This window comes from Butyricimonas sp. (assembly GCF_019423355.1).
Taxonomy (GTDB): Bacteria; Bacteroidota; Bacteroidia; order Bacteroidales; family Marinifilaceae; genus Butyricimonas; species Butyricimonas faecihominis.
This window is the reverse complement of sequence record NZ_JAHZBP010000003.1, coordinates 82,073-108,495: the sequence shown is the minus strand read 5'-3', so window position 1 is coordinate 108,495 and position 26,423 is coordinate 82,073. Positions and strand designations below refer to the sequence as shown.

The window sequence follows — 26,423 nt, the reverse complement described above, 5'->3', positions numbered from 1 at the left end:
CTTCGATAAAATCGATGGCATAATTGTTTTTTTTCCATACATTTGTAAATTAGAACAGTTAAACTTTCAATACGTCACTCTCCAACAGCGACCTATTGATCTCATTAAAGTTCAACGGGAAGGCTCCAACCCTTTCCGTTTTTTATTTAGATACTATTATCGTTTTTCCGTTTATCGTAAAGTTTACTCCTACAACATCCGTAATCGCGCTCAGAATTTCAGATATATCATTATACCGTTTCATATACCCGGTAAATACCAGTTGTTTAGCGGATTCCGACTGAAAAAACACGTCAACATCATACCAAAGTGAAAGCGTGTTTAGAATCTGTTCCAGACTCTCGTTCTCAAAAGTAAAATACCCGTCTTTCCAAACCACGTACTGCCGCACATCCACTTCTTTCACCTCGAATGTTCCCGCATTCCGGTCAAAACTAGCCAATTCCCCCGGTTTCATCGTGATCTCCCCGGTCGTTCCTCTTTTTTTGATCCCGACCTTACCGTCAACCAACACGGTATGAACTTTCCCCGGTTGATGCGTGTTCACGTTAAACTCCGTCCCGTACACGCGGACCTGAACCTCCTCCGTTATCACGTAGAAAGGCCGATTCGAATCCTTCGTCACCTCAAAATAGGCCTCTCCCGACAAATAAACCTTCCGCTCCTTTTCATCAAAGCGCACCGGATATTTCAATTCCGAAGCAGAATTCAAATAGACATTCGTCCCATCCGACAACTTTAACCGGAATTCTCCCCCACGAGGAACCCTTAACGTGTTCATGGCTAACGCCACTTCTTGCACCGAAGCAACCAAAGAATCATATTCCAAATTAGCACCTCCTTGCTTGATTACCACCCCTTTCTCCACTTCTATCTCTCGCTGCCCCTGCACGCCATTTAACTCGTGAACGGTTTGATCGGCCGTGATCAATACCGCCCTCGGCCCCCCGGGTGTAATTTTAACCACACGTTCAGATGCTATTGAAAGCGTATCCTTTTCCCGATTCAAAAACAAAAAACCCGCAACAACCGCCAACGGCAACACGATCACCGCCGCGTATGTCAAAATTCTCCTGACATAGACACGTCTTTTCCTTTCCCGGGTGGTAGTTTTAAATTTTTGCCAAGCCACCTCGTCATTCAACGAGCGGAAAAGAGAACTTTCTGAAGAGATGCGAATTTCTTTCTTGATTTTCTCAAAAAGTACCTGATGCTCTTCCGAATCACGTAACCATGCCTCCAGCTCCACCCGTTCCTGTTCGGAGAGTTCTCCTGTCAAGGAATGTCGTATTAACCGGGCAATGTTTTCATCGTATAAATCCATGGTGTCTTCTTTATTTTACACCATATACAAGAAAGGGATCAAAAAGTAGCAAATAAAAACCAATTATTTTTCAAAAAAAATTACGCCTCGTAGATATAGGTGTATAAAAGGAAGAGATTTCCCATTTTCTCTTTGAGAATATGAATCGCATTTTGCTTGTGAGACTTCACGGTCAACACGGAGATTCCCAGTATTTCAGCAATCTCATCATTCTTTTTCCCCTCCAAGTGCAATTCAAAAACCTTCTGGCACTTTTCCGGCAACTCCCGGATAGCCATATATAATTCCCGATAGATTTCTTCCTGCATCAGGTTATAATCCCCCTCCGTCTCCTCCCCCGTGGTTTTCACGTAAGAAACATATTTATCCTCCACCTGTTTATGTTTCAAGTAATTGGTACACTTATTCTGTACCAGCTCGTACAAATACGCTTTCAAACCTTGATAGGAATTATATATCTTTTTATTCTCCCACACGGTAATAAAAGTCTCCTGCACGATATCCTCCGCCGCATCCAACTGGTCGATTCGCCGTATGGCAAACAGCACGAGATAATTTCGAAATCTCGTGAATAAATCGTGAAAAGCCGCCTCTTCCTTTACATTTATACGATGAACAAAATCTTGCTCTGTACCATTCATTTTCACTACCATAGGATTTTTGACAAAGATAGGTTTTCGGAAATAAATAAACAAATCGCTCCAATCATCCTATGATCATCTACAAAAAAAATACCGACCGGTACATTATTTCCCGGTCGGCATACTCATACAACTTATTTCCTATCGTCCTCTTCTCCTTAACCAGATAAACAAAGAAAGGAAAAGCAGCAATCCCGGGAAACCGCCAAGCAAAGCATAATTAAGCATCTCGGCTCCCGTTTCCCCCACAAACAATTTACGGTCAATAGCGTACGGGCGTCTCACGTCAATGGGCACCTCCCCATCCGAAAGCCAGAAGAAACCACCTTGAATAAGCACGTAATTAGCTGTCCATAAAGGACTACGAGTACGAGTAAGCTCACCATCACTCAAACAATCGGCATCCCCAAAAATCATGATTTTTTGTTCCCGCTCTCCCACCTTACGAGACAACGCCAAAACTAACGGGTAAGATTTCTGAACCTCTCCGACCTCCGGGTTGAAGACAACTTCCTGATCGACAATCTCCGTATTTTCCAACTCGTTCCAGCAAGTCGAATCCGACATAAATAACGGAATCACGTCAAACCCCTTATCTGTCGTGTATTCCAACCCAGCCGCAGTAGGCATTACGGCCACGTAATTAGGCCTCATAAAACCAAAAGCATACGACAATTCTTCAGCCTCTTTCGTCGGCTGCGAAACAATCAAATCAATCGGATTCTTCGGGGCAACAAACCCGGCAAACGGCCCAAGATTACGATTATTCTCTTTTTCTTGCTCCGGATCCTTCGGTTTTTCCGGCTGTATCAAAAATCCATCCACCAGTTTCACCCCGAACGGTTCCAACACCGGAGCCATCACACCTTGACGTCCGGGTTCCCCGATAATCACCAAATTACCTCCCCGGGCAACATATTTATCAAAATTCACTTTCTCCACATCCGTCATTGGTTCACGCATCTCGGCTATAACCAAAATATTAATCTCTGCCGGGATCTCTTTATCCAACGTGACATCTTTATAATCAAATCCCTGATTCACTAATGCCTGTCTCATCATCGGCAAATGAGTAAACATACAGTAATTGCGATCACCCGGACGATCTGTTTCCCGTTCCCCGTGACCGGATAAGAAACCGATGGTAGGCAACGTCATCACCATTCGTTTCAATGCAGCGGTAATTTCCGACTCTGACGGGAAAATCTGATAATCATCGTACAATCTCAAGAAGGTCTTCTCCCCGGATTCACGTTCCAACAAACGCACACAGCGATTTCCTTCCGTGGTTCTCAAGTCTATTTTCGCACGAATTTGTTCCGGGGTCAAAATCTTTTTCGGGTTCAACTTCTCCATTTCTATCACCTTCTTCGCCTTTTCCTCATAGCTCATCCCCGGGAATGCCCGTTCCAGATAATCATTCTTAACCGTATCATAATAAAGCACGTACTTCATTTTGATCTCCGGCTTAAAACGGGTATATTGTTCAAAACGACGAATATCATCATTATAATTCTTCGGGTACCCCAGCCAGTTATATTGATCCAAAATATTCACATAAGTCGTGATCGTCAATCCCCCGTCCAATTTATTAATAATTTCTTGGCTATTAGGCGTCAACGTGTTTGCCTTCGTGTGAGTCGCGTCATAATAATATTTAAAAACAGGCCGGGAAGACATAAATGCCAAGACAACAGCCAATCCCCATACTCCGGCATATTTGCCCAAAGACATTAACCACCCCACCTTTTGCCGCCTCCCTTGCAAACGAATAATCGTCATTAACAGGAAGAGCATCACGACAACCACAAAATAAAGCACATCCTCACTAGCAATCATTCCGAACATAAAGTTGTCGGAACGTCCTGTCATGCCAAACCAGTAAGTAATTTCCCGAACAAACGGTACCGATTGCCACATACCCTTCACGTAAGTCAATACGGCTAGCACGGCTAACGTACCCACGGCCGCCACGATCTGGTAGGAAGTCAAGCTAGACATAAATAGACCGATCGCCACGTAGGCACACAACAACAGGTAAACACCCAAAAGCCCAGCCAGAATAACCGGAATGTCCACATTCTCGATCGTGCATATTCCATAAATCGCATAAACCAGTAACACTCCGACCAGAATCAACCCATACACCAGCATGGCACAATATTTACCCAGAATAATCTGTGCGTTCGTAATCGGCGAGGAATAAAGTAACTTGATCGAACCACTGCCCAACTCCCTACTCATCAATCCCATTGTCAACAGAGGAATATACAAATACAGATAAGACAGTACTGCCACAAACAATCCTCTTTGCCCGCCAAATATGGCCAGAGTCAGATTCATCCCTCTCCCGCCCATACTCTGCGACCGCACGATCTCCGAGATCGTTCCGGAAAACAACATTCCGGTTTGAAACGTGAATATAATCAAAATCAACCAAGCAATCGGGGAGTAAAATAAATCCCGCAATTCCGTTTTCGCTATCTTAAATATCGTTCTCATCTTTACTGCAAATAAAATTTAATACTATTTCTTGGACAACTCGGCAAAAATGGTATCCAACGAACTCTTTTCCTGTTGCAATTCCGTCAATTGCCATCCCCGGGTATAACTGGCTTCCACGATACTATTCATAGCCTCACGTGCATCCGAGAACTGAATCCGGAATCTAGGACCTCCCAATTCATCCACACGCACCACACCCGGAAGGGCCTGAATATCCGCCACCAAAGGAACGGCTCCCAAAGAAACAACCAGCGTGTTCGGTTGTATATAGTTATCAAATTCTTCCACAGTTCCGGAAAAAACCATACTCCCTTGTTCAATCATCCGGATATAGTCACAAGTAGCTTGCACCTCCGTCAAGATATGGGTAGAAAGAATCACGGTTCGTTCCTCCGCAATTTCCTTGATCAAGTGACGGATTTCCACGATCTGATTCGGGTCAAGACCATTCGTCGGCTCATCAAAAATCACCAATTCCGGGTTATGAATAATCGCTTGGGCTATTCCCACACGTTGTTGGTAACCACCCGATAAATTATGAATCACCCGCTTGGCAAAATGACTAATGCCACAACGTACCATAACTTCCTGTATCGCTTTCTTCACTTCCCGATCCGGGATATGCCGTAATTCCGCGCAATACTCCAGATACTCCTCCACGGTCAAATCCGGATGTAGCGGCGGCACTTGCGGCAAAAAGCCGATATGTCGTTTCGCTTCAACAGGATTCTTGCTAATACTGATTCCCTTTATATAAACATCCCCCTCTGTCTGTTTTAACACCCCGCACATGATATTCATGGTCGTGGATTTCCCGGCTCCATTGGAGCCGAGTAACCCATAAATACCATTCTTTGTAATTTCAAAATTAATATCCCGAATCGCCCATTGCACGCTATAGCGATGAGATAGATGCTCCACCTTAACAATTGATTCTTCCATACAATAATTTACTTTTCAATTTCTTAATAACGATCCCCTGAAGAATAACTACTTAATTCTTTCGCGGAAATGATTGTTTCACCCAGATCAAACTCCTCAAGTAATTCCGGATTCGCCTTCATCTCCTGCACATTATAGAACAGTAACTTCCCTTGCTCGGTTCCCACGATCAAATATTCGTAATTGAGATAAACGGTATAAGTCATATACGTCACCCGATCCGTGGCATCTTCCAGAGTAACAAAAGGATAATCTCGATTTTCCTGTTTATTTACATACCTGATTTCACTACCATTAGAATATAAGATATAATTCAACATGGTTCCGTTAGCCTTGCCACTCGTCAGAATAACCGACTCTTTAGTCAACTTATTTCCCGGGAAAGCCACATCCTTATTTCCAGCATTATTGACAGTCTGTCCGGTTGTCTGATCAAGTGTATACACTCCCCAACGCGTATTTCCATCCTTATCGTTGTAAAAAACATTCATTTGATCATAGTAAGTAAACCAGCCTCCTCCCGAAACCGAACCCGCATAAGAAGCATGCAAGAACTCTATTCCTTCCGGGAAACTCCAAACCGGACACCACCCCTCGGTAGGCATACCCGCCGCAGGTTCCGTTGTCGCTAATTTAGATAACAAATATTCAGTTCCTCCGGGGAATCCGGGGAAAGGCCCCGGTTCTCCACTTCGATAAAAAAGGATTGTCAACATCCGATTATTGGCCTCATCGTAACAGGGGACATTACCAAACCCCCACCGAGGTTGACCAAATTTAGTGATCTTATATCCCTTTTCATCAGCGGCAAGCGGAATAGACATAAAATCTCCACCCAAATTATTCATTGACATTTGCCGCCTATACAAGGAGCCATCCTCCATCGCAATAAAACTATGTACCCCTGAAGTCGTCATGGACTCGTAACAATCCGTGCGATCAATCGGTTTAAAATTAGCGGGCAGTGAGGTAAAATCATCTTGTAATTCACTCACTTTCAACATATTTTCGCAATTAAATTCGTAACCAACTTGATCAGTGATTACCGTAACCGATCCTAAAGAACCGATATTCGTGGAGTAATTACTCATGGCCAATGCCAAAGGCGTTCCCGGAATATCCTGATTATAATTTTCGAAAAATAAATCTTCCAACAGCGTGAACTCAAGTTTTCTAGTTTCTTGATTTCTGGCACATTTCACGTAAGACAACTTCGCATTCCCTCCTTTTTTAGACAATATTGCCCAATCTCCACTCGTATTCGTGGGACTTATCGTGATATAAGCCCGAACCATATAAGCAATCCCGGATTCCTTTTCGATAATACTAAAAGTTCCATTTGTACCCGATTTGGAGAATTGGGTCATACCGATCTTTTCCATCAGTTCATAGGTATCAATATCGAAATCAGCCTCTTCACCTATGACCACACCATCCAGTTTCCACTCGTAACGCACTTCTCCGGCTCGTTTCAGGGAATCTCCTTTCCAAGCAAAAAAGGGTGAGGCCCTGAATTTAGCCACTTCCCCGGCTCGACAAGTCACATTTATAACAGGCTCCCCATCACCTGTATTCCAAATCGGTTCATTCAAATCCTTATAATCATACGTCCCCTTGTCATCAAAACATCCTATCAAGGAAAAGATAACGAGACAACCGATAAACCAAATACTATATTTCATAATCCCAATTAATTAGCAATTAAACTTTCAATGTACTCAGAATTTCACGATACTCGTCTCCACGATCCGGATCATCCAGATGATCCAAAAGCCATTCTTTAAATTCCGTTACCAATTCGATCGCCCGAGCCGGATTTTCCTTGATTAATTCTCCGTTCAGTTCCCCGTTTGTATCCACCGTCTGCAAGAACAGCTTATACTTGGCATAAGAATAATCCCCCAACAAACTCCATTGTACCTCATAATCCCACCACTCAGGTTGCGCCTCGACCTCACTCCAAACGATCACCGCCCGACGACGTTCGTATTGTCCCAAATCCACCTCGGTTGACGGAACCAATTCCACAACCAACTGTACTCCCTCCGGTCCCAATTCCGCCAGTCGATCACTATGAATTAATGTCAACTCTATCGTATCCTTAATCTCTTTTGCCCCCTCTTCCACAGGTTTCCGATGAAAAACATAAGACTCTTCCAGTTTGTATTCTCCCGGCAATGCAGTTGTTCCCTCTTCAACCAATTTCAATCCAAAATTCAAGTCTGCATCCAACAATCGACCGGAAAGATTTACGACCAATTGAACCGTTATCGAAGACGTATTCTCCGGGTAGAAAAAGAACGATGTTCTGGTGGTATCCGCCTCCTCCGTCCCCGGATAGAGAGCATTCATATAAAATTTATCAAAATAAATCTGATGTCTCCCGTGAAATGTTTCTATATCTTTCTCACTACAAGCGGAAAAAATACACGTCAAAGGAATCAATATAGCTAATAAACGAATTTTCATAACTTCCATTTTTCAACATTCTTAATTCTCTACTTCTGATCTACAGGTAAAGGCAAAGAAGCCTCTCCCCTTGATAACTTGTGCATCGTACCATTCAAGTTAAATGCCGCATCAAGACGCTTATACAAAAAGAATAATTGTCCTTCCGAGATCCACTCCCTGCGAGCATCACCGATTAAATCTGTCTGGAATTCCTCCCAATTCCCTTGAACCGCCAATGGAGATAAGTTACGGGCTCCCCGCACATCATTCAAAATACGATAAGCCTCTCCATAATTCCCCTCACGAGCATAACACTCGGCCATGATATATTGAATTTCCGTTAATCGAAGTACCGGAGAGATCTTCAAATGTTCGCTATCTTCCGGATTCCGGGAGTTCACGAACCACTTTCCGGAAATAGGCAAAACATCTTGTAGCATGAAAATCAAGTTCTTTGAGCGAATATCCGCTTGCCACTCTTCCACTCCCCGGTTATTAAACAACTCCACTTGTTTGATCTTAAAATAATCAGGAGCCACGGGCGAGCCATTATCATCTACTGTTGTCAATCTAAAATAACGCTGAATCTCGCTCTCCTTATAAGCTTTTTCATTGTAAGCGGCGAATATCAAACTTGATTTCAATTTCAAATCCGTCCTTTGTTCAAAAGCCTCCACGTTCGTCCCGACATTTGTAATACCCGAAAAATCATCCTTGTAAAACAATGTTCCGGACGATTTTCCAAACTCCACAACTTCTTTGGCACACGCTAACGCATCAGTCGTTTTCCCGGCATATTGATACACCCTAGCCAACAAAGCCGTAATCGAATAATAACTTAACCGATAACCTCTTCCCGCAAAAAAATCACCATACCCGAATTTAGCATCAAGAGACTTAGCCTTAGACATACGTGCTGTTCCATTCTTACTAGCCATAATCCCCGCCGCAGTAGTATCGAAATCTGCAACCAAAGTTTTCGCCTTCACCAAATCAGCGATGACCTTATCCAAGAAAGGAGTTACCTGCATACTGGTAGCATAAATCTCGGGATAAGTATCCACGTAAGGCACATAAGTACCCTGATCATCGTTAATCAGAGCGGGAGCAAACAAACGTAACAAATCAAAATGCATCAATGCCCGGCAAGCATAAGCTTCACCCATAATCAAGTTCCGCTCCAACTCTCCTTCTTCAAACAGCTCAGGACTTGCCTTTTCTATATTTTGGATTAAATCATTCGCATTAGCAATCACCTTAAATCCTGAAGTCCATATATTATCAATGAAATCAACCAAACTAACATCATTGTACTTAAACTCGGATGCCTTGATATATAAATCAGTTGAAAACGATTCGTTTGCCAAATCGTATTGTTGAGACATACAATCCACCAATCCGAAAGAAAATTCACGCCCATACAACGCGGGACGCCCCATAGCTTGATACACGCCGTTCAACGCCGTTCGATACCCTTCGCCCGTACTGTACAACTGGTCAACAGTAACTTCCCCCTCTTGCTGAATATCCAGCCAGCTCTCGCAAGAGGTAAAAAACAACATGAAAATTGTCGCTAATACTATTGCATAATTTTTCATATAATTCCTTTTATCAGATTCCTATATTCAACGTGAAACTAAAACTGCGAGAGAAAGGATAACTTGTTCCTCTTTCCTCTTTTACCGTCGACCAACGACATATATCATTCATATTAAAGCGAAGGCCCAAACTTCTTAACCGCCATTTAGAGATTAACTCCCGACTAAAATCATACCCCAAAGAAAGACCGCTGAAATTAAAATAATCATAATCCTGCACGAACCGAGTAGTCACCTGCGTTTTAGTCTGATTTCCCATATCGTAGAAAGGAGCGATATCTCCCGGGTTCATCCAACGTTGAGTTAGCACTCTCCGGTCCACGTTACTTCCCCGAACATCCGCATTCTCAACTTTATTCAATAAAGTTTCATTATAGGATTGAGCCCCCCATTGATACATGAATGAAGCATTCAGATAGAACCCCTTATAAGCCACGTTCAACCCAACAGATCCTTGAGCATCCGGATTATTATCACCCACCACAACTTGGTCATTTGCATCCCAAGTATACGTCGGCAATCCGTTCTTCTTGATGAATCTTTCCCTACCATTTGCCGGGTCGATACCTTCTGAGCGTACCGCATACATCGCGGAAGTTGAGGCTCCTTCATAATAAAGGATAACGGGACTACTCAACACATCACTATATTGACCACCACCTTGATTCCATTCATTTAGTATTTTCTCGTTATACGCTTTTGTCTCTTCCCCTAATTTCGTGATCTTATTCTTATTCGCTCCCAAATTTGCATTCAATGTCACCATCCAGTCATTATTTCTAAATACCGTGGCATTCATGCTAATTTCAAATCCTTCATTTTTAATCGCACCGGAGTTTATATTATAAGTTTTAAAACCAGAGGAATGTCTCACGCTGATCTCATCAATCAAATCTTCCGTCTTTTTACAATAATAAGACGCATCCAGATAAATCAAATCATTCAACAAAGCGATCGTGAAACCGGCATCCACGGTATTCGTTTTCTCCCACGTCAACCGAGGATTTCCCAACGTGTTAAATTGCGCTCCCGCACCCGTGAAAAACCAACTATCCGTATTTATCTGGTAAGTTGTCGTGGCCATGCTAATCGGGAAATTAACATTACCCGTACTCCCATAAGTAGCTCTTATCTTCAAAGTACTAATCAACCAATTATCTTTCAAAAATTTGTAATTATGGAAATTTATTCCTCCCCCGACAGACCAGAACGGAGCCCAACGTTTATCCTTACCGAATTGTGACGAGGCATCAAAACGGAAAGAGGCATCAAACAGATAAATATCATCGTACGAATAATTTACAGATCCCAAGAAACCTATCAACCGGCTTTGGGAAGCGGACACCTGTGATTTATCGGGTTGATCCGCCGCAAATATCGGGGTATTCATCCCTCCAATACCGAATCCAACGAATTTTGCCTGTACTGTTTCACTTTCCGCCTCCTTTGCATTCATTCCCAATGTTGCATTAATAAAATGATGTTTCCCCACCGTTTTGTTATAATACAACATCGCATTCACATTCCAACTCCAACTGTCCCCGGTTGTCCGGTCAAGAGACCCTTTCTGTTCATCCGTTATGCCCGTTTGCTGAAAAATTGCATCTTTCGGGTCTTTAAATGTTTCCGTCTTACTTGTCGTTTTCGTGATACTGAATTGCCCCTTAAACTGGAAGTCATTCCAGAAATACATATTAATATTCAAATTATTCGTGATATCGTCAGACTTTCCTTTACCACTATAATTACCTAAATACTTAACAGCGTACAAGGGATTTACTGCCGTAAAACTTCCGGCCTTCAAATTTTGTAACAAATCCCCGTTCTCGTCATGAATTGGGAGATAAGGTTTCATCGAGGCGTACGTACTGAAAGCTCCATAAGGAGAATCTTCCGTACTTGTCCGGTTATAGGTTATCGAGTTCATCATCTGCAACCAACGTTTCGGACGATAATCCAAAGTCAACCCTGCTCCCGTCCTTGAACGATAAGATCCCTTCATCACCCCGTTATTACTATCATAGTTCAAATCAAGACTATACCGGATGGTTTCCTCTCCCCCTTGCAAATTTAAACTATGTTTATGATTAAACACGTTACGCAAAGGCTTGCCTAGCCAATACGTATCAACCCCTCGCAGTATTTGCTGCATCCGTCCATTGTAGTCAATATCGGCCGTAGCCTGAGAATTTGGGTCGGTGTACAACCCGGCCCGTCGCTCAACCTCAAGCATCTCGGACGCATTACACAAATTATAATCAGAAAGATCCGGGAAATCCCCACCCCCGGTAAAATTATAAGTAATCTGCATCTCACCCGGTTTCGGAGCGACAGTCGTCACTACCACGACCCCGTTCGCTGCCCGAGATCCATATAATGCCGTGGCGGCCGCATCTTTAAGAATCGTCATACTCTCGATCCGGTTCATATCCATGTCATATATTTTCTCCACAGAAACCTCAAAACCATCCAAAATAAATACAGGCATATTGGGATTATCTTTCAGATTCGTTCTTTGATTGCGTCTCTGTTGTTCCACATCCAATCCCTTATTTACCGCGATACTTGACTCTCCCCGGATGTTAAATTCCGGCAAGGCATTCGGGTCCGATCCCCAAATATTATTTTCCTTAATCCGGAACGACGGATCGAAAGCCTGTAAAGCTGCAATTACATTTTTATTATTCACTTTCATCAACTGATCCCTCGTCACGGTTGTCGCATTTCCAGTAAAACTCTCCTTTCTCACATTCATATATCCCGTGACAACCACCTCATCCATTTTCACCTTGTCTTCTCTCATCACCACGTCAATGGTATCCTTCCCGGTATACTTCACCTCCCGGGGTTCCATACCCACGAAAGAGAAAAGCAAGGTAATTCCTTTCATCTCCGGTAGTGTCAACGAGTAACGTCCCTCCGCATTCGTGGCAGTTCCAAGATTCGTTCCTTTTACCATAATTGTCACCCCCGGTAAAGGAGCTTTTTCCTCGTCCGTCACCTTACCGGCAATTCGAATTTCTTTCTTCTTCTCATCATCCAAAGGTTTCAGCACGATCACCTCATTTTGAAAAACATACGTCAAGCCAGTTCCTTTCAAACAGTCACTCAGAATCTTTTCCACCGTTGAGGCTTTTGCCTCAACATTCACTTTTCCCACCTTATCCAAATCTTCCTCATGATACATGAAAACAAACGTGGTTTGTCGCTGAATCGCCCATAAAATATCCTTCAAATAGGCATTCTTCATAGAGATTGTAACCTGTTGCTCGCTCTGGGAATAAACCGTTCCGTGCGTGTTTATTATCCCTAGAAAAACAAATAAAAAAGTCCATTTCGACATAAGCCATAATTTTTGCAATTTCTCACGTTTGCACCTGAGAAACATTAGAAAATTTTCCATAAATTTGCTCTCCCAATTATTAGTTAATAATTATCTCAATGTTAACGAAGTAATTCCCGCAGGAAATGCTGGTACCATTTCCTGCCTTTATCTACCTCGTTTTATTTTCAGAACTTTTCCTTCTTTCGTTATTTTTATTTTACCGTTCAATTCAAAAATATTCAACAAGGGCTCTATCGTTTCGAGACGACTCATGTTAAAACCGAAATGCAAATCCTTGACACTCTCATCCTCGTACACGACAGTCATATCATACCATCGTTCCACCACCCGCATGATCTCTTCCAAACGAACATCCCGGAACCGGAACATACCATCCTTCCAAGCCGTATAATAATTCACGTCCACTTTCCTAACTTCCACGCCTCCAGATATTTGATCCAACACCAACTGTTCATTAGGCCGTAATGTTCTTGCCTCTCCAATACACTTGCCAGAGATAGAAACTGCCCCTTCAACCAATGTTGTCGTGATCATATGTTCATCAGCATACGCCGTGACGTTAAACTTCGTTCCCAACACCGTAATCTCGTACGCCCCGGTCTTCACGATGAAAGGGACATCTTTGTTCTTAGTTACCTCGAAAAAAGCTTCTCCACACACCTCCACTTCCCGGCATTTTTCAGAAAAACGTTCCGGGAAACGCACCTTCGTCATGGAATTCAGATAAACAAGCGTTCCGTCACTCAACACTAATTGATACTCCCCTCCTTTCGGCACGATCACCTCGTTATATCTCAAAGAGTCCATCGGAGCCTGATTTCCTGTATTTTTATAAGAAAGAGTTTTTCCTTCGTTATTAATGACTGTATTTTCTCCACGCAATATCACCCCGGATTTCGCAACCAAATCAACCACCTCCCCCGAAGGCAACACCAGCTCCGCCCGGGTTCCTCCGGGTGTGATTGCATTCAGATCCGCCAAAGAGACGGTCTCCTCTCCCGAATGAAGAATGCCATAAACAGCAGCTCCCAAGGGGATCAACAAAACTGCCGCGTAGCGTAAAAACACACGCCAGCGTATCGCTTTTTTCTCTGTTTTCTTTAATTTTTTCGAGTATCCCTGCCAACCGGATACTTTATCAAAAGACGTGAAATGTTTTTGTTTCGATTCCCTCCCTTCCCGACTGACGATTCGGTCATACAACCGACGGTTTCGCTCTGAAGCCATTCGCCACTCATCCAATAATTGCAATTCTTCATCAGACAATTCTCCGGCCATCGATTTTGCGATCCAAGAAGCTAGCAAAAACGGGTCATCCATCAATCCCTTACTATTTTTGTCCATTCGTTCCATATCAATTCATTTACCACGCAATTCAACCCTCGTGCAATATCAAGATTTAATACCGTCGTATCCCAAACTTTTACGACCTATTCATCTCTTTACCATTACAACACGAAAAATGGAATTTATGGGGAACGAAAAATTCACTTTTTTGAAAGAAAAAACAAACAGCACTAGAAATCAGCTATTTATTCAGAAGGAAAATAAAAACCAGATAATAATATTCTCGCAAAATTTCGCGCAATTTCTTGTACGCTATTTTCTTTAACGTATGCACGGAACTCTCGGCAATTCCCAGCTGTCCGGCAACCTCGCTATTTTTCAAGCCATCCATGGACAACAAAATCACTTGTCGGGTTTGGTGAGGTAAGGATTCCACGGCATTATAAAACATTCGATAGGCCTCTTCCTCCACCAGCGTCTCCGTGTAAAATTCAAGAGATTCAACCACGGAAAGATCCTCCCGCCTAAACTTGTGATCACGTATATAGTTCAAACAATCATTTCGCACCATGGTATAAAGGAAAGATTTCACCTTGAAATAATTATCAAACCCTTCCCGCTTGTTCCAGAATTTCACGAACCCTTCCTGAACAATATCGGCAGACAAGGCATCATCTTTCAAATAGGTGGACGCAAAAACGCACAAGGCTTGATAAAATTTATCAAACAAATTTTTAAATACTTGCTCGTCTATTCGTAACGAACTGTCGTTTTCCACGTCCATACAAATACTTTTGTTATTAAACACAAACCTAATGAAAAATATGACAAGCAGCAAACTCATGCCACAAAAAAAACTTGCCGTCCACCTCTATACCCGTTCGTTCCCGGACATAAAACAATAAAGATAATGTGATTATCGTTAAGAAACTTCGAAGAGATGGATGCCGCAACCCCGGAAGCACCGGAATAGGTGATGTATCCCTTATCCCGGGCCTTTACCGGGGATATAATGGCCCGAAATTCTATTCTTGAGCGTGGATAGCCTCGTTATAGGCCCGGTTGACGGGATATTCGAGTATGTTATTTTTGTTTTCCATCTGTTAAAATGGCGGCGATAATCGGGCGAGCATCGGGCGACAATCGGGCGATGGCGCCTAACAGCCTCCCAATAGTCGCCCTACCGCCATGTAACGGACATGGATAACCCCGGGAAAAGGGATGCTAAACACCCCTAGTTGCCAATCCGTAAACAATTCACTACTTTCGCAACGAGAAGAATGACACTTATATCACAAATATGTTTATAGATACTCACTCACACATCTATGCCGAAGAGTTCGACAATGACAGAGAAGAAGTTATTCAACGGGCGTTAGCAGCCAACGTTCGACAGATTGTACTACCGGATATTGACAGCACGACCCGGCAAGCGATGTTATCACTGGCGCAAGCCCACCCGGACATGATGTACCCCACGCTGGGTGTACACCCGACTTCCGTAAACGAATCCTACAAAACGGAAATGCAACTTTTCGAGAAATTACTAAGCCAAGAAACAATACACGGAATCGGAGAGTGTGGAATTGATCTTTACTGGGATAAAACATTTTACAAGGAACAAATTATTGTCTTCGAACGACAATTAAACATCGCCCGGGAAATGGATTTGCCCGTCATCATCCATTCGAGAGACTCGCTAATGGAAATATTCACCGTGTTAAAAAGACAACACTATAACATGAAAGGCATACTCCACTGTTTCCCCGGCACGGAAGAAGATGCCCGGCGGGCAATAGACTTAGGTTTTCTACTGGGGATCGGTGGTGTCGTTACCTTCAAAAAATCATCCATGGCAGAAGTCGTGGGAAGAATCGGGGCAGAACACCTTGTATTAGAAACGGATGCTCCCTATCTTGCCCCCGTTCCCTACCGGGGTAAACGCAATGAAAGTAGTTATATTACGTGTATAGCCGCTAAAATTGCTGAAATTCTAGGGATCGACACGAAAAAAGTCGAGGAAATAACAACGAATAATGCAATGAATTTATTTAATTTGCACGTCAGTAGTGCGAACTGTTCATAGAAAAGATGCAGACAGGTAATTTACTGACGAAAAGTGCAGAGGGAGCTTAAAGCTTGTAATGTTTTAGTTTTTAACTTAGTGCGTATGACAAAACCCGTGTTAATCATATATACCGGAGGTACAATCGGGATGGTAAACGACCCCGAAACTGGGGCGTTATGCCCTTTCAATTTTGACCAGATCGCTTGCGAGGTTCCGGAAATCAAAGAATTTGGATTCACGATAGATAGTTACACCTTACCGGAAATCATAGATTCCTCAGATCTCCAACCACAATTGTGGAAAGACCTCTGTTCAATCATCTTGAAAAATTACGATGATTACCGGGGATTTGTTGTCCTGCATGGAACGGACACCATGGCCTACTCGGCCGCGGCCTTGAGTTTCATGTTAAATAACTTGACCAAACCCGTGATCTTTACCGGTTCCCAGCTACCTATCGGGAAAATCAGAACGGACGGGAAAGAAAACCTGATCGCGGCCATTGAAATAGCAGCCGCTTACGATCAAGAAAAGGCCATTGTCCCGGAAGTCTGCATCCTGTTCGGGGATAAACTATTCCGAGGAAACCGGACGACAAAAATAAACGCGGAAAGTTTCGATGCCTTCCAGTCATTCAACTACCCGGCATTGGCAAACATCGGGATACATATTCATTACGATTACAGTGCAATCGATTACACCCTGCGAACGGAACCCGTAAGTGCATTCTGTGACGTGGACACGAATATCGCCATATTGAAAATATTCCCGGGTATGAGACCGGAAGTGATTGACGCAGTAACAGGGATTCCCGGGTTAAAAGGAATCATACTGGAAACATACGGGTCAGGCAACGCTCCCACGAATAAAGTTTTTCTTAACAAGATCAAGGAAGTACTATCCAAGGGAATTTTCGTGTATAACGTCACCCAATGTCAAGGTGGGAGCGTCGAGATGGGTAAGTATGAAACAAGTAGAGAGCTACTTAACGCGGGAGTCATCAGCGGTCACGACATTACCACGGAAGCCGCTGTATGCAAAATGATGTATGTACTGGGCAAATATAAAGACACTAACGAAATAAAAAAATATTTAAATAACGGCTTAAAGGGAGAAATATCCCCCAAATATATTGGATTTTAACATTTTTTTTATACCTTGGTGCCCGATTTTAACCGGCACACGGTGTAAAACAAGAACGAAACAGCTTAAATAGATATTATAGAGTTAAATTTTAATTATTAATAAACTAAAAATCAGTTAAATTGATCATGAGAAAATTATTTGCACTAATAGCAGTTTTAGGAATGCTTACTATTGGAGCATCATCTATGCTAATGGCTCAAGAGAATGAAACAACTCAAACAGAGACCACTGAAACGACAGAAACTTATCAAGAAGAAGAGGAAACGACAGATCCTACCGTGTTAGAAGACGAATCACAAATCGAAAGTACTTCTTTCCACGCTGCCTTGAAACAAAAATTCATCGAGGGAGGTGCCGCCTTCATGAGTTTCGTTATCTTGTGTTTGATCTTCGGTTTGGCTATCGCTATCGAAAGAGTCATTTACTTGAACTTGGCTTCTACCAACACGAAAAAATTAATTGTAAGTGTTGAAGATGCATTAAACAACGGTGGAGTTGAAGCTGCAAAAGAAGTTTGCCGCAACACAAGAGGCCCCATTGCAAGTATTTTCTATCAAGGGTTATGCCGCTATGATCAAGGAATCGACATGGTTGAAAAATCAGTTGTATCATACGGTTCTGTTCAAATGGGACTTTTGGAAAAAGGAATGTCTTGGATTAGTTTGTTTATTGGATTGGCCCCGATGTTAGGATTCTTGGGAACTGTAATCGGTATGATCGACGCCTTCGATAAGATTCAAGCAGCAGGAGATATCCAACCGTCATTGGTGGCTGGAGGTATCAAGGTTGCATTGATCACGACCGTGGGTGGTTTGATCGTGGCCATGATTCTTCAAGTATTCTACAACTACTGTATTGCTAAGATTGAAAGTATTGTTAATGACATGGAAGACGCTTCCGTAACTTTATTAGACATTCTTGTCAAATACAATCAAAAACACTAAACCATGCAGAAAATAAACAAAATATTAAACATCATGACCATCGTAATGTTCGTCGTTACGATCGTGTTATTGGGGTTATTTTATTTTGGAGGCGAACTTCCAAACTCACAATATTCCACCCCGGTATACACGGAACAACTACTATGGTGGTCATATCTTTTATTTGGCGTTGCCATTGTTGCAGCGTTAATATTCCCGGTTGCTAGATTATTCACCAGACCAAAGGAAGCGATGAAGAGCTTTATTGCCCTTGCAGGGATCATTCTCCTCGTGTTAATCGCTTACTCGATGTCTGACGGAACTATCATGAATATTCCGGGATATAGCGGTGCGGACAACGTTCCGGGAACTTTAAAATTCACTGACACCATCCTAATCACAACTTATTTCTTGGGAATAGGAGCTATTGGTGCTATTGTTGTTACAGAAATTATTAGACGCGTTAGATAATTTTCCTGAAGGATAAAAAAGAGATTATGGCAAGAAAAAAAACACCAGAAATTAATGCCTCCTCCACCGCGGATATCGCATTTTTGCTGTTGACATTCTTCTTGATGACAACAACGATGGATGTGGATTCGGGATTATTCAGACGGTTACCACCGATGCCGCCACCAGATCAGGTGATTGCACCTCCTGTTGCCAAACGTAATATATTACAAGTGTTGGTAAACAAGAACGATTTGTTGGCCGTGAACGGGGAACTGATGCAAATTGAGAACCTGAAGGAAAAGGCTAAAGAGTTTATTTTGAACCCGCAAAACAGAGAAGATTTACCGAGTAAAGTTGTTAAGGAAATTCCTTTCTTCGGACAAGCTGAAGTTTCAAGAGGAATTATCTCTCTTCAAAGTGACCGAGGAACTTCATACAAAATGTATATTGCCGTTCAAGATGAACTGACAGCAGCATATAATGAAATTAGGGATATGAAAGCCATGGAAAAATGGGGTAAGAAATATAGCGAACTCACGGAAGAACAAATGGACGCTGTGAGAAAACTTGTTCCTACCGCTATATCCGAGGCTGAACCTAAAAACATCGGGAAAGGAGGAAAGAAGTAATGGCTAAATTTAGAAAAGAAGGCGGAAAAGAGACCCCTGCAATTTCAACAGCGTCTCTACCGGACATCGTGTTCATGCTATTATTCTTCTTCATGGTTAGTACCACGATGCGAGAAGTTCTCGTGATGGTTGATAACGGTATGCCCGAAGCAAAAGAGATTAGCAAGCTAGAGAAAAAATCTTTGGTTAGTAATATCTTCATCGGAAAACCGAAAGACCAGTACGTGGCGACTTACGGAAGTGAACCTCGTATTCAGTTGAATGATAAGCTGGCAAACGTAAGTGAAATCAGTAGTTTCGTTGCCGCTGAACAAGAAACTCGTAAAGAGGAAGAACGGAACATGATCACGAATAACTTAAAAGTTGATCAGTTTACAAAAATGGGTATCGTAACCGACGTAAAACAAGAATTGCGTAAAGCGAATTCTTTACGTGTAAGCTACGCTACTCGTAAAAAGGTAAAATAGTTTATCTATTATACATTAAAAAAGGGAGCAAATTGCTCCCTTTTTTTAAAAATTTGATTAGCTTTGCACTCGGATAATATGGTCCCCTAGTTCAATGGATAGAATGAAGGATTCCGGTTCCTTTGATATGGGTTCGAGTCCCGTGGGGATCACCACTTTACTACATAACCTGCTAAAACACAAAATGTTATAGCAGGTTATTTTTTATATAGCCAATATATAAGCCAAAACAACAAACTAATCTCGTTTTTCCCTACATTTGTATAGAACAACATAAGCGTAATTATGGCTAACTTGCAAATCATACAAAGTAAAATATACGAGGTCAGGGGCCAGAAAGTAATGTTAGATTTCGATCTGGCAGAGCTATATGGCATTGAAACTAGGGTACTTAAACAAGCAGTCAGACGTAATTCAGCACGTTTTGAAGGAGAAGATTTCATGTTTGAACTTACCAAAGAAGAAATTTCAAGATCACAAATTGTGATCTTGAACAAAGGAAGAGGATCCAACATAAAATATGCCCCTTTTGCTTTCACAGAATTAGGAGTTGCAATGCTTAGCAGTGTTCTTAATTCACCAACTGCCATCGAGATAAATAGGGGTATCATGCAAGTCTTTGTCGCAATGCGTCAATTAATACATACCTCTCCTGTTGATAATATAGGTGAACTAAAAAACGAATTAAAGGAACTGAAAGAATACATCGAGGAGGTTTTTACCGACCAAAACGACATAAACGAAGACACTCGGATGCAACTCGAATTAATAAATCAAACCTTAGCGGAACTGCAGACAAAAGACCGAGGATTTAAGGAAAGAAAAAGAATCGGGTACAAACTACCGGAATGTGAAGAGGAGGAAAAGAAATAAACAGCACGAGTGCAATTATGGACAATCTACAATTAATACAAAGCAAAATATACGAGATTAGGGGACAGAAAGTGATGTTAGATCGAGATTTGGCAGAGTTATACCAAGTCACAACAGGTAATTTAAACAAAGCTGTTCAAAGAAACATTAAAAGATTCCCTCCAGACTTTATGTTTCAGCTCACAAAGGAAGAATTTGATGAATTAAAAGCCAACTTGATCTTCCAAAATGGAATATCAAATTGGGGAGGAACTCGCAAATTTCCTTATGCATTCACGGAACAAGGGTTAGCGATGTTATCCGGAATTCTCAATAGTGATATAGCCATTAATGTAAATATCTCAATAATGCGGGCTTTTGTGGATATTCGCCAAATGATCGCCAGCCCCAAAACAAATAAGATCGATGAACTCGAAAAACGAATGGATGCAATAGAAAACTATATCGAAGAAGTGTTTTCCGACTATAACGACATTAACGACGATACCCGAATGCAACTCGAATTAATAAATCAAACTTTAGCGGAACTACAGACAAAAGACCGGGGATTTAAGGAAAGGAAACGGATTGGGTACCAGTTGCCGGGATGCGAAGAGGAAAAGAAATAAACAACACGAGCGTGATTATGGATAATTTACAATTGATACAAAGCAAAATATACGAGATTAGGGGACAGAAGGTGATGTTAGACTTCGACCTAGCAGAAATGTACTGTGTCGAAACAAAACGCCTCAAAGAAGCCGTGAGGCGTAATATAGACAGGTTTGAAGGTGATGATTTTATGTTTGAGCTTACAAAAAAAGAAATAACCGAACTTTCAAGGACGCAATTTGCGACCTTGAACAAGGGACGTGGAAGCAATATAAAATATCTTCCTTTCGCTTTTACTGAACTCGGAGTAGCGATGCTTAGTAGCGTTTTGAACTCCAAGCCTGCGATAGAAATAAATAGGGGAATAATGCGGGCTTTCGTGGCAGTCCGGCAAATGCTGTCCAACCCCATAGAAAGCCGTGTTGAAAGGATCGAAACACAAGTAAAGGAACTCAAACAATACATGGAAGAGGTTCTAGTAGATCAAAATGACATCAATGATGATACCATGATTCAACTCGAATTAATAAATCAAACCTTAGCGGAACTGCAGACAAAAGACCGGGGATTTAAGGAAAGAAAAAGGATCGGGTACAAGTTACCGGGATGCGAAGAAAATGATAAAACTAAATATTAAAAGAATGGATAAAAAAGAAGTAATTTTTGTACTACTAAACAATTTTGCAGACTGGGAAGGTGCTTATATCTCCACCTGCCTAAATATGGGTGTCAAACCGGGATGTCCGATTAAATACAAGGTGAAAACGTTGTCACTATCCAAAGAACCCATTACCTCGATAGGTGGATTCAGGGTATTGCCGGATTATGATATTAACGACCTACCGGATGATCATGCAGGACTTATACTCATCGGCGGCATGAACTGGTTTTTGCCCGAGGCGAAACCCATCGCATCATTAGTGGAAAAAGCAATTGCGGAAAGCAAACTGGTTGCCGGAATCTGTAATGCCTCCGTGTATCTCGGAATGTATGGTTTCCTCAACCACGTAAAACATACAAGTAACACGCTGGATTACCTCAAACAATATGCAGGTACCCAGTACACGGGTGAAACTAATTACATAAACGATCAAGCCGTAAGAGACAATAACATAGTAACGGCTAACGGTAATGCCCCTTTGGAATTTTGCCGGGAGATTTTATATCAATTGGATGCCGCAACACCGGAAATTATAGAAGAGACTTATTCATTCTATAAAAACGAACTTTAAGGAGTAGCACATCAGTACTTCTAAAATAGTCAACCTTACTAATTGGTTGACTATTTTTTTATACATTTGCTATAAATCTGTTCGCTATGCAAAGACCTTTCAAATTTACCAAACTCAAACTCATCACGGGATATATCCTAATTCTCTTGTTAGGAGCAATTGCAATTGTCTTTATCTACAAACAGACCATTGCCTTAACCCAAAAAGGGAATGATGAAATCGTCATGCAACAAAAATTATTCATCATAAGTAACACACTCACCAAACTATACGAGGCAGAAAATACCGGAATTGCCTTTTCCCAAACAGGAACACAAAAGAATTTTGACACCTATATGAAATTGATAGAGGACATCAAGGACAACATGGATACCTTGAAAAATCTATCCATCAGCTCGGAACAGAACCTACGAATAGACACGATAAATACACTTCTAGGCAAACGGATCAAGAATCTGAAAGACTTGTATTACGTCAAAAAATATTACATCCCAGAGGATTTCTACAACAAAACAATCGAAAAAATAGGTACGCTCAAAGATTCGGCAGATATCATCCCCGATCTCCGGGAAAAAATCATTACAGTCATTGACAGTAACTATATCATCCGGGAAAGAAAAGGATTATTCCGAACAAAAAGAGATTCCATCCTAAAAGTCGACACGACCCTCCATCGCATCGTTGACACGCTCAGTATGGTCACGACAAACAACAACACGGACACATTAATGAACGTGATTCGGGATTCATGGAGCCAGTACCAGCAGCAAAAGGAAGAGATCGATGCGGAAGTCTCCCGGCGAGAGGCGATCGTTATCCAAAGTGGTCAACACATCACGGAACGCCTCAAGCGAGTACTGAAAGACCTTGAAAAAGAAGAACTCGAAAACACGATGATTCGCTTGGAACAACAGCAAATCACGACACATCACCTCACCAGAACCATATCTTGGATTGCGATCATCGCTTGTGTGCTGGTAGTCTTCTTCGTCGTTCTTATTATCAATGACATCACGCAAAGTCAACGATACAGGCGGGAACTGGAAGCAGCAAAAACATACACGGAACGGTTACTACATAACCGGGAGAAACTCATGCTGACTGTCACTCACGACATAAAATCCCCTCTAAGCTCCATCATCGGGTACATTGAACTACTAAATAACACCCAACTGGAGGAGCGACAGCACTATTTTCTCAAAAACATGAAGGGGACAGCCGAACATATCCTGCATCTTGCCAACAATATGCTTGATTTCTCCAAATTGGAATCCAATAAAATGGAGATCAACACGGTCCCATATAACCCGGGACGCCTGTTACAGGAGACGGCGGATAGTTTCCTTCCTTTAGCGGCACAAAAGAGTCTGGAATTGAAAAGCGATATTAGCAACGCCCTGAACGGACTTTACCTCGGGGATTCCATGAAAGTTCGCCAAATCGTGGTGAATATCCTATCGAACGCCATAAAATACACACGGGAAGGAAAGGTTTCTTTATCCGCCTTTATTTCCCCTACAAAAGACGACCAGTTTATCATTGTAATCAAAGACTCCGGGCCGGGAATGACGGAAGAGGAACAAGAACTGATCTTTAAAGAATTCACCCGCCTAACCCCGCAGCATAACAACGGGGCGGAAGGCACAGGTCTTGGCTTAACAATCACATTACAACTCGTCCATTTACTAAATGGTGAATTAACCCTCGAAAGTAAAAAAGGCGAGGGAAGTACCTTCACGGTTAAATTCCCGTTGATAAAGGCCACAGCACAAGAATCCCAACCGACAGAAACACCCTCTTCACCCCCAGTTAGGCATGAAGGGATGAAAGCCTTTATCGTCGATGATGACATTCTTCAATTGACCGTCACGACAGAATTACTCCGAAAAGCAGGCATCCAGTGTGACACGTGTACGCACCCCCAAGAGGCGCTATCCCGTTTGGAAAAAGGGAATTATAACATTGTTTTATCCGACATCCAGATGCCAGAAATGGACGGGTTCGAACTCGTGCAACAAATCCGTGAATCCCAAAACCAACAAATAAAAAACATTCCGGCAATTGCCTTGTCTGCCCGTGACGATATGCACGAAAAAGAGTATCAAGAAGCCGGCTTTTCAGCTTATCTAAATAAACCGTATACCCCGGAACAACTATATAGCAGGGTAAACGACCTGTTAGGATGTGCGATAGAAACCAAACAGTCGACAACACAAACCTCTGATAAAAACACCCCTTATAATTTAGACATGATCATGGTCTTTGCCGACAATGACAAAGATGCCGCCAATCAAATTATCGGGTCTTTTATATCGGATTGCAAGACCAATTTCCAACTATTGGCCCAACATCTGGAATCACACGAAACGGAACAGATTGCCAAGTTAGCACACAAAATGCTACCCATGTTCAAGCAACTAGCGATTAACGATGTCATTCCCTCGTTGCTTTTCCTAGAAAAAATGCCCTTGGATACAGAGGAAAATAAAATAAGAGAGAGTATTGAAAAGATCCTGCAAGAAGGAAACAATGTTCTCCAATTACTGGAAAAAGAAACACGTCAATAATCTCTCAAAATATTTCATAAGTCCTCCAGACCGAAACTTTTCAATTTATTATACAATGTTTTCCTGTCTATCTGGAGCATACGGGCAGCCTCGCTCTTGTTGTTCCGGCATTTCTGCATAGCATCCTTGATCAGCTCGATTTCCATCTCCCGCCGCGTTGTGGATGTCTTTTCAGGCTCCACGGGCTTTTGCTCCAACTCCGGGGGCAAACAGGTCTTGGAAATCAAACTCCCCATACACAACAACGTTGCCCGTTTCACGATATTACGCATTTCCCGCAAATTCCCCGGCCACGAGTAAGTTCTAAAAATACGCATCACCTCCTCATCAAACCCGGCCACTTGTTTCCCCAGCTCCTCGTTCGCCTTATCCAAGAAATGATTGGCAAAAATCAGAATATCCTCCTTTCTCTCCCGAAGAGGCAATGCTTGAATGGAAAATTCATTCAAACGATGATACAAATCCTCCCGGAAACGACCACTCGCGACGGCCTCTTTGAGATTCTCATTCGTGGCTGAAATAATACGAACATCAAAAGGAATATCAACATTTCCGCCCACGGGATGTACTTTACGCTCTTCGAGTGCGCGCAACAACTGAACTTGCACGTCATAAGGCAAATTACCAATCTCATCCAAGAAAATAGTCCCCCCCGATGCGGTCACGAAATACCCCTGTTTATCGGTAACGGCACCCGTGAAAGAACCCTTAATATGCCCGAAGAACTCACTCGCAGCAAGGTCCTTCGGTATTGCCCCACAATCAACCGCCACGAAAGGCCCGTCCTTCCGGTTACTCATCGAGTGAATCAGGCGAGCGATATACTCTTTACCCGTACCACTCTCCCCGTTAATCAAAACCGTCATCGTGGTAGGCCCCACCAGATGAATATATTCATATTGCCGATCGGCACCTTCACTCACTCCTTTTATATAGGAAAAGCTCGTCGTTTTCGCTTTTGCAGGAACAGACTTGGCAACGGGTTCTGCCTCCAACTTCAAAGCTTCCTGCAACTTTTTAAGAATCTCATCCGGGATAACAGGCTTGGCCACGTAGTCAAAAGCCCCCAGTTTAATCGCCGTGACCGCGGTCTGTATATCGGCATACCCTGTCATCAGAAGCACCTGTGTTTCCGGTGTTTTCTCCTTGATCACCCGCAGCAAATCGATCCCGTCCTTATCCGGCAAACGCAAATCCGTCAACACGAGATCGAATCCTGCTTTATCCAATTGTTTTACAGCGTCCTTGTAGGAAAAAGCAGTATCTACCTCAAATCCACGTTTTTCCAACCATTTTCTCAGCATGATACAAAATGTTGTATCGTCATCCACGATTAAAATCTTTGCCATAAGTCGATTTATTTCTAACACGAAAATAGCC

General features: G+C 42.4%; 22 protein-coding genes and 1 tRNA gene. 12 read left to right on the top strand and 11 right to left on the bottom strand.

Annotated features, from left to right (window positions below):
* Nucleotides 1–142 precede the first annotated feature (142 nt).
* The 10 genes from QVC79_RS05480 to QVC79_RS05435 form a co-directional block, all read right to left on the bottom strand.
* Nucleotides 143–1,324, bottom strand: coding sequence for a FecR family protein (locus QVC79_RS05480; RefSeq protein WP_270594383.1), 1,182 nt, complete (start codon nucleotides 1,322–1,324; stop codon nucleotides 143–145).
* 80 nt (nucleotides 1,325–1,404) lie between these two features.
* Nucleotides 1,405–1,977, bottom strand: a complete 573-nt coding sequence (locus QVC79_RS05475; protein ID WP_270594384.1) for an RNA polymerase sigma-70 factor — start codon at nucleotides 1,975–1,977, stop codon at nucleotides 1,405–1,407.
* A 129-nt stretch (nucleotides 1,978–2,106) separates the two neighbouring features.
* Nucleotides 2,107–4,467: a Gldg family protein gene (locus QVC79_RS05470; RefSeq protein ID WP_270594385.1), complete on the bottom strand. Its 2,361-nt coding sequence runs from the start codon at nucleotides 4,465–4,467 to the stop codon at nucleotides 2,107–2,109.
* A 24-nt stretch (nucleotides 4,468–4,491) separates the two neighbouring features.
* Nucleotides 4,492–5,412: an ABC transporter ATP-binding protein gene (locus QVC79_RS05465; protein WP_270594386.1), complete on the bottom strand. Its 921-nt coding sequence runs from the start codon at nucleotides 5,410–5,412 to the stop codon at nucleotides 4,492–4,494.
* A gap of 23 nt (nucleotides 5,413–5,435) precedes the next feature.
* Entirely contained in the window at nucleotides 5,436–7,094 is a 1,659-nt protein-coding gene (locus QVC79_RS05460; RefSeq protein ID WP_270594387.1) for a PKD-like family lipoprotein, read from the bottom strand.
* 19 nt (nucleotides 7,095–7,113) lie between these two features.
* Nucleotides 7,114–7,881, bottom strand: coding sequence for a DUF4843 domain-containing protein (locus QVC79_RS05455; RefSeq protein ID WP_270594389.1), 768 nt, complete (start codon nucleotides 7,879–7,881; stop codon nucleotides 7,114–7,116).
* 29 nt (nucleotides 7,882–7,910) lie between these two features.
* Nucleotides 7,911–9,461, bottom strand: coding sequence for a RagB/SusD family nutrient uptake outer membrane protein (locus tag QVC79_RS05450; protein ID WP_270594390.1), 1,551 nt, complete (start codon nucleotides 9,459–9,461; stop codon nucleotides 7,911–7,913).
* A 13-nt stretch (nucleotides 9,462–9,474) separates the two neighbouring features.
* Nucleotides 9,475–12,804, bottom strand: a complete 3,330-nt coding sequence (locus QVC79_RS05445; protein ID WP_270594391.1) for a SusC/RagA family TonB-linked outer membrane protein — start codon at nucleotides 12,802–12,804, stop codon at nucleotides 9,475–9,477.
* Nucleotides 12,805–12,951: 147 nt separating this feature from the next.
* Nucleotides 12,952–14,160 (bottom strand): FecR family protein, encoded by a 1,209-nt coding sequence (locus tag QVC79_RS05440; RefSeq protein WP_270594392.1) that lies wholly within the window; start codon nucleotides 14,158–14,160, stop codon nucleotides 12,952–12,954.
* Nucleotides 14,161–14,335: 175 nt separating this feature from the next.
* Nucleotides 14,336–14,878 carry an RNA polymerase sigma factor gene (locus QVC79_RS05435; protein WP_270594393.1) on the bottom strand — a complete coding sequence of 181 codons (543 nt, stop codon included), beginning with the start codon at nucleotides 14,876–14,878 and terminating at the stop codon, nucleotides 14,336–14,338.
* Nucleotides 14,879–15,394: 516 nt separating this feature from the next.
* On the opposite strand from QVC79_RS05435, the gene QVC79_RS05430 reads away from it, so the two are divergent.
* From QVC79_RS05430 to QVC79_RS05375, 12 genes are all read left to right on the top strand, one after another.
* Nucleotides 15,395–16,180: a TatD family hydrolase gene (locus QVC79_RS05430; RefSeq protein ID WP_270594394.1), complete on the top strand. Its 786-nt coding sequence runs from the start codon at nucleotides 15,395–15,397 to the stop codon at nucleotides 16,178–16,180.
* 84 nt (nucleotides 16,181–16,264) lie between these two features.
* Complete coding sequence (locus QVC79_RS05425; protein WP_124316863.1) at nucleotides 16,265–17,305, top strand: asparaginase; 1,041 nt, start codon at nucleotides 16,265–16,267, stop codon at nucleotides 17,303–17,305.
* Between the two features lie 128 nt (nucleotides 17,306–17,433).
* On the top strand, nucleotides 17,434–18,252 hold the full coding sequence (locus tag QVC79_RS05420; RefSeq protein ID WP_124316862.1) for a MotA/TolQ/ExbB proton channel family protein: 819 nt from the start codon (nucleotides 17,434–17,436) through the stop codon (nucleotides 18,250–18,252).
* 33 nt (nucleotides 18,253–18,285) lie between these two features.
* Complete coding sequence (locus QVC79_RS05415) at nucleotides 18,286–18,702, top strand: hypothetical protein (RefSeq protein ID WP_229782998.1); 417 nt, start codon at nucleotides 18,286–18,288, stop codon at nucleotides 18,700–18,702.
* Nucleotides 18,703–18,728: 26 nt separating this feature from the next.
* Nucleotides 18,729–19,313: an ExbD/TolR family protein gene (locus QVC79_RS05410; protein WP_124316861.1), complete on the top strand. Its 585-nt coding sequence runs from the start codon at nucleotides 18,729–18,731 to the stop codon at nucleotides 19,311–19,313.
* Nucleotides 19,313–19,780: an ExbD/TolR family protein gene (locus QVC79_RS05405; protein ID WP_118303269.1), complete on the top strand. Its 468-nt coding sequence runs from the start codon at nucleotides 19,313–19,315 to the stop codon at nucleotides 19,778–19,780. The genes QVC79_RS05410 and QVC79_RS05405 overlap by 1 nt, the downstream gene beginning before the upstream one ends.
* 80 nt (nucleotides 19,781–19,860) lie before the next feature.
* Nucleotides 19,861–19,935 (top strand) — tRNA-Arg (locus tag QVC79_RS05400).
* A 130-nt stretch (nucleotides 19,936–20,065) separates the two neighbouring features.
* The gene (locus QVC79_RS05395; RefSeq protein WP_270594396.1) at nucleotides 20,066–20,653 is read left to right on the top strand and encodes an ORF6N domain-containing protein; all 588 of its coding nucleotides are present in this window, start codon (nucleotides 20,066–20,068) and stop codon (nucleotides 20,651–20,653) included.
* A 17-nt stretch (nucleotides 20,654–20,670) separates the two neighbouring features.
* Complete coding sequence (locus QVC79_RS05390; RefSeq protein WP_270594397.1) at nucleotides 20,671–21,261, top strand: ORF6N domain-containing protein; 591 nt, start codon at nucleotides 20,671–20,673, stop codon at nucleotides 21,259–21,261.
* A gap of 17 nt (nucleotides 21,262–21,278) precedes the next feature.
* Complete coding sequence (locus QVC79_RS05385) at nucleotides 21,279–21,881, top strand: ORF6N domain-containing protein (protein ID WP_270594398.1); 603 nt, start codon at nucleotides 21,279–21,281, stop codon at nucleotides 21,879–21,881.
* A gap of 4 nt (nucleotides 21,882–21,885) precedes the next feature.
* Complete coding sequence (locus QVC79_RS05380; RefSeq protein ID WP_270594399.1) at nucleotides 21,886–22,476, top strand: type 1 glutamine amidotransferase family protein; 591 nt, start codon at nucleotides 21,886–21,888, stop codon at nucleotides 22,474–22,476.
* Nucleotides 22,477–22,562: 86 nt separating this feature from the next.
* Complete coding sequence (locus tag QVC79_RS05375; RefSeq protein ID WP_270594400.1) at nucleotides 22,563–25,043, top strand: ATP-binding protein; 2,481 nt, start codon at nucleotides 22,563–22,565, stop codon at nucleotides 25,041–25,043.
* A gap of 14 nt (nucleotides 25,044–25,057) precedes the next feature.
* On the opposite strand, the gene QVC79_RS05370 is transcribed toward QVC79_RS05375, so the two are convergent.
* Nucleotides 25,058–26,392, bottom strand: a complete 1,335-nt coding sequence (locus tag QVC79_RS05370) for a sigma-54-dependent transcriptional regulator (RefSeq protein WP_270546781.1) — start codon at nucleotides 26,390–26,392, stop codon at nucleotides 25,058–25,060.
* Nucleotides 26,393–26,423: the final 31 nt, after the last annotated feature.

What these genes read in the sequence shown, in the direction of transcription:
- QVC79_RS05460 (WP_270594387.1), bottom strand. Translation starts at nt 7,094, where the DNA reads ATGAAATATAGTATTTGGTTTATCGGTTGTCTCGTTATCTTTTCCTTG.
- QVC79_RS05375 (WP_270594400.1), top strand. Translation starts at nt 22,563, where the DNA reads ATGCAAAGACCTTTCAAATTTACCAAACTCAAACTCATCACGGGATAT.
- QVC79_RS05385 (WP_270594398.1), top strand. Translation starts at nt 21,279, where the DNA reads ATGGATAATTTACAATTGATACAAAGCAAAATATACGAGATTAGGGGA.
- QVC79_RS05380 (WP_270594399.1), top strand. Translation starts at nt 21,886, where the DNA reads ATGGATAAAAAAGAAGTAATTTTTGTACTACTAAACAATTTTGCAGAC.
- QVC79_RS05475 (WP_270594384.1), bottom strand. Translation starts at nt 1,977, where the DNA reads ATGGTAGTGAAAATGAATGGTACAGAGCAAGATTTTGTTCATCGTATA.
- QVC79_RS05410 (WP_124316861.1), top strand. Translation starts at nt 18,729, where the DNA reads ATGGCAAGAAAAAAAACACCAGAAATTAATGCCTCCTCCACCGCGGAT.
- QVC79_RS05405 (WP_118303269.1), top strand. Translation starts at nt 19,313, where the DNA reads ATGGCTAAATTTAGAAAAGAAGGCGGAAAAGAGACCCCTGCAATTTCA.
- QVC79_RS05450 (WP_270594390.1), bottom strand. Translation starts at nt 9,461, where the DNA reads ATGAAAAATTATGCAATAGTATTAGCGACAATTTTCATGTTGTTTTTT.
- QVC79_RS05390 (WP_270594397.1), top strand. Translation starts at nt 20,671, where the DNA reads ATGGACAATCTACAATTAATACAAAGCAAAATATACGAGATTAGGGGA.
- QVC79_RS05430 (WP_270594394.1), top strand. Translation starts at nt 15,395, where the DNA reads ATGTTTATAGATACTCACTCACACATCTATGCCGAAGAGTTCGACAAT.
- QVC79_RS05370 (WP_270546781.1), bottom strand. Translation starts at nt 26,392, where the DNA reads ATGGCAAAGATTTTAATCGTGGATGACGATACAACATTTTGTATCATG.
- QVC79_RS05455 (WP_270594389.1), bottom strand. Translation starts at nt 7,881, where the DNA reads ATGAAAATTCGTTTATTAGCTATATTGATTCCTTTGACGTGTATTTTT.
- QVC79_RS05480 (WP_270594383.1), bottom strand. Translation starts at nt 1,324, where the DNA reads ATGGATTTATACGATGAAAACATTGCCCGGTTAATACGACATTCCTTG.
- QVC79_RS05465 (WP_270594386.1), bottom strand. Translation starts at nt 5,412, where the DNA reads ATGGAAGAATCAATTGTTAAGGTGGAGCATCTATCTCATCGCTATAGC.
- QVC79_RS05415 (WP_229782998.1), top strand. Translation starts at nt 18,286, where the DNA reads ATGACCATCGTAATGTTCGTCGTTACGATCGTGTTATTGGGGTTATTT.
- QVC79_RS05445 (WP_270594391.1), bottom strand. Translation starts at nt 12,804, where the DNA reads ATGTCGAAATGGACTTTTTTATTTGTTTTTCTAGGGATAATAAACACG.
- QVC79_RS05420 (WP_124316862.1), top strand. Translation starts at nt 17,434, where the DNA reads ATGAGAAAATTATTTGCACTAATAGCAGTTTTAGGAATGCTTACTATT.
- QVC79_RS05435 (WP_270594393.1), bottom strand. Translation starts at nt 14,878, where the DNA reads ATGGACGTGGAAAACGACAGTTCGTTACGAATAGACGAGCAAGTATTT.
- QVC79_RS05395 (WP_270594396.1), top strand. Translation starts at nt 20,066, where the DNA reads ATGGCTAACTTGCAAATCATACAAAGTAAAATATACGAGGTCAGGGGC.
- QVC79_RS05470 (WP_270594385.1), bottom strand. Translation starts at nt 4,467, where the DNA reads ATGAGAACGATATTTAAGATAGCGAAAACGGAATTGCGGGATTTATTT.
- QVC79_RS05440 (WP_270594392.1), bottom strand. Translation starts at nt 14,160, where the DNA reads ATGGAACGAATGGACAAAAATAGTAAGGGATTGATGGATGACCCGTTT.
- QVC79_RS05425 (WP_124316863.1), top strand. Translation starts at nt 16,265, where the DNA reads ATGACAAAACCCGTGTTAATCATATATACCGGAGGTACAATCGGGATG.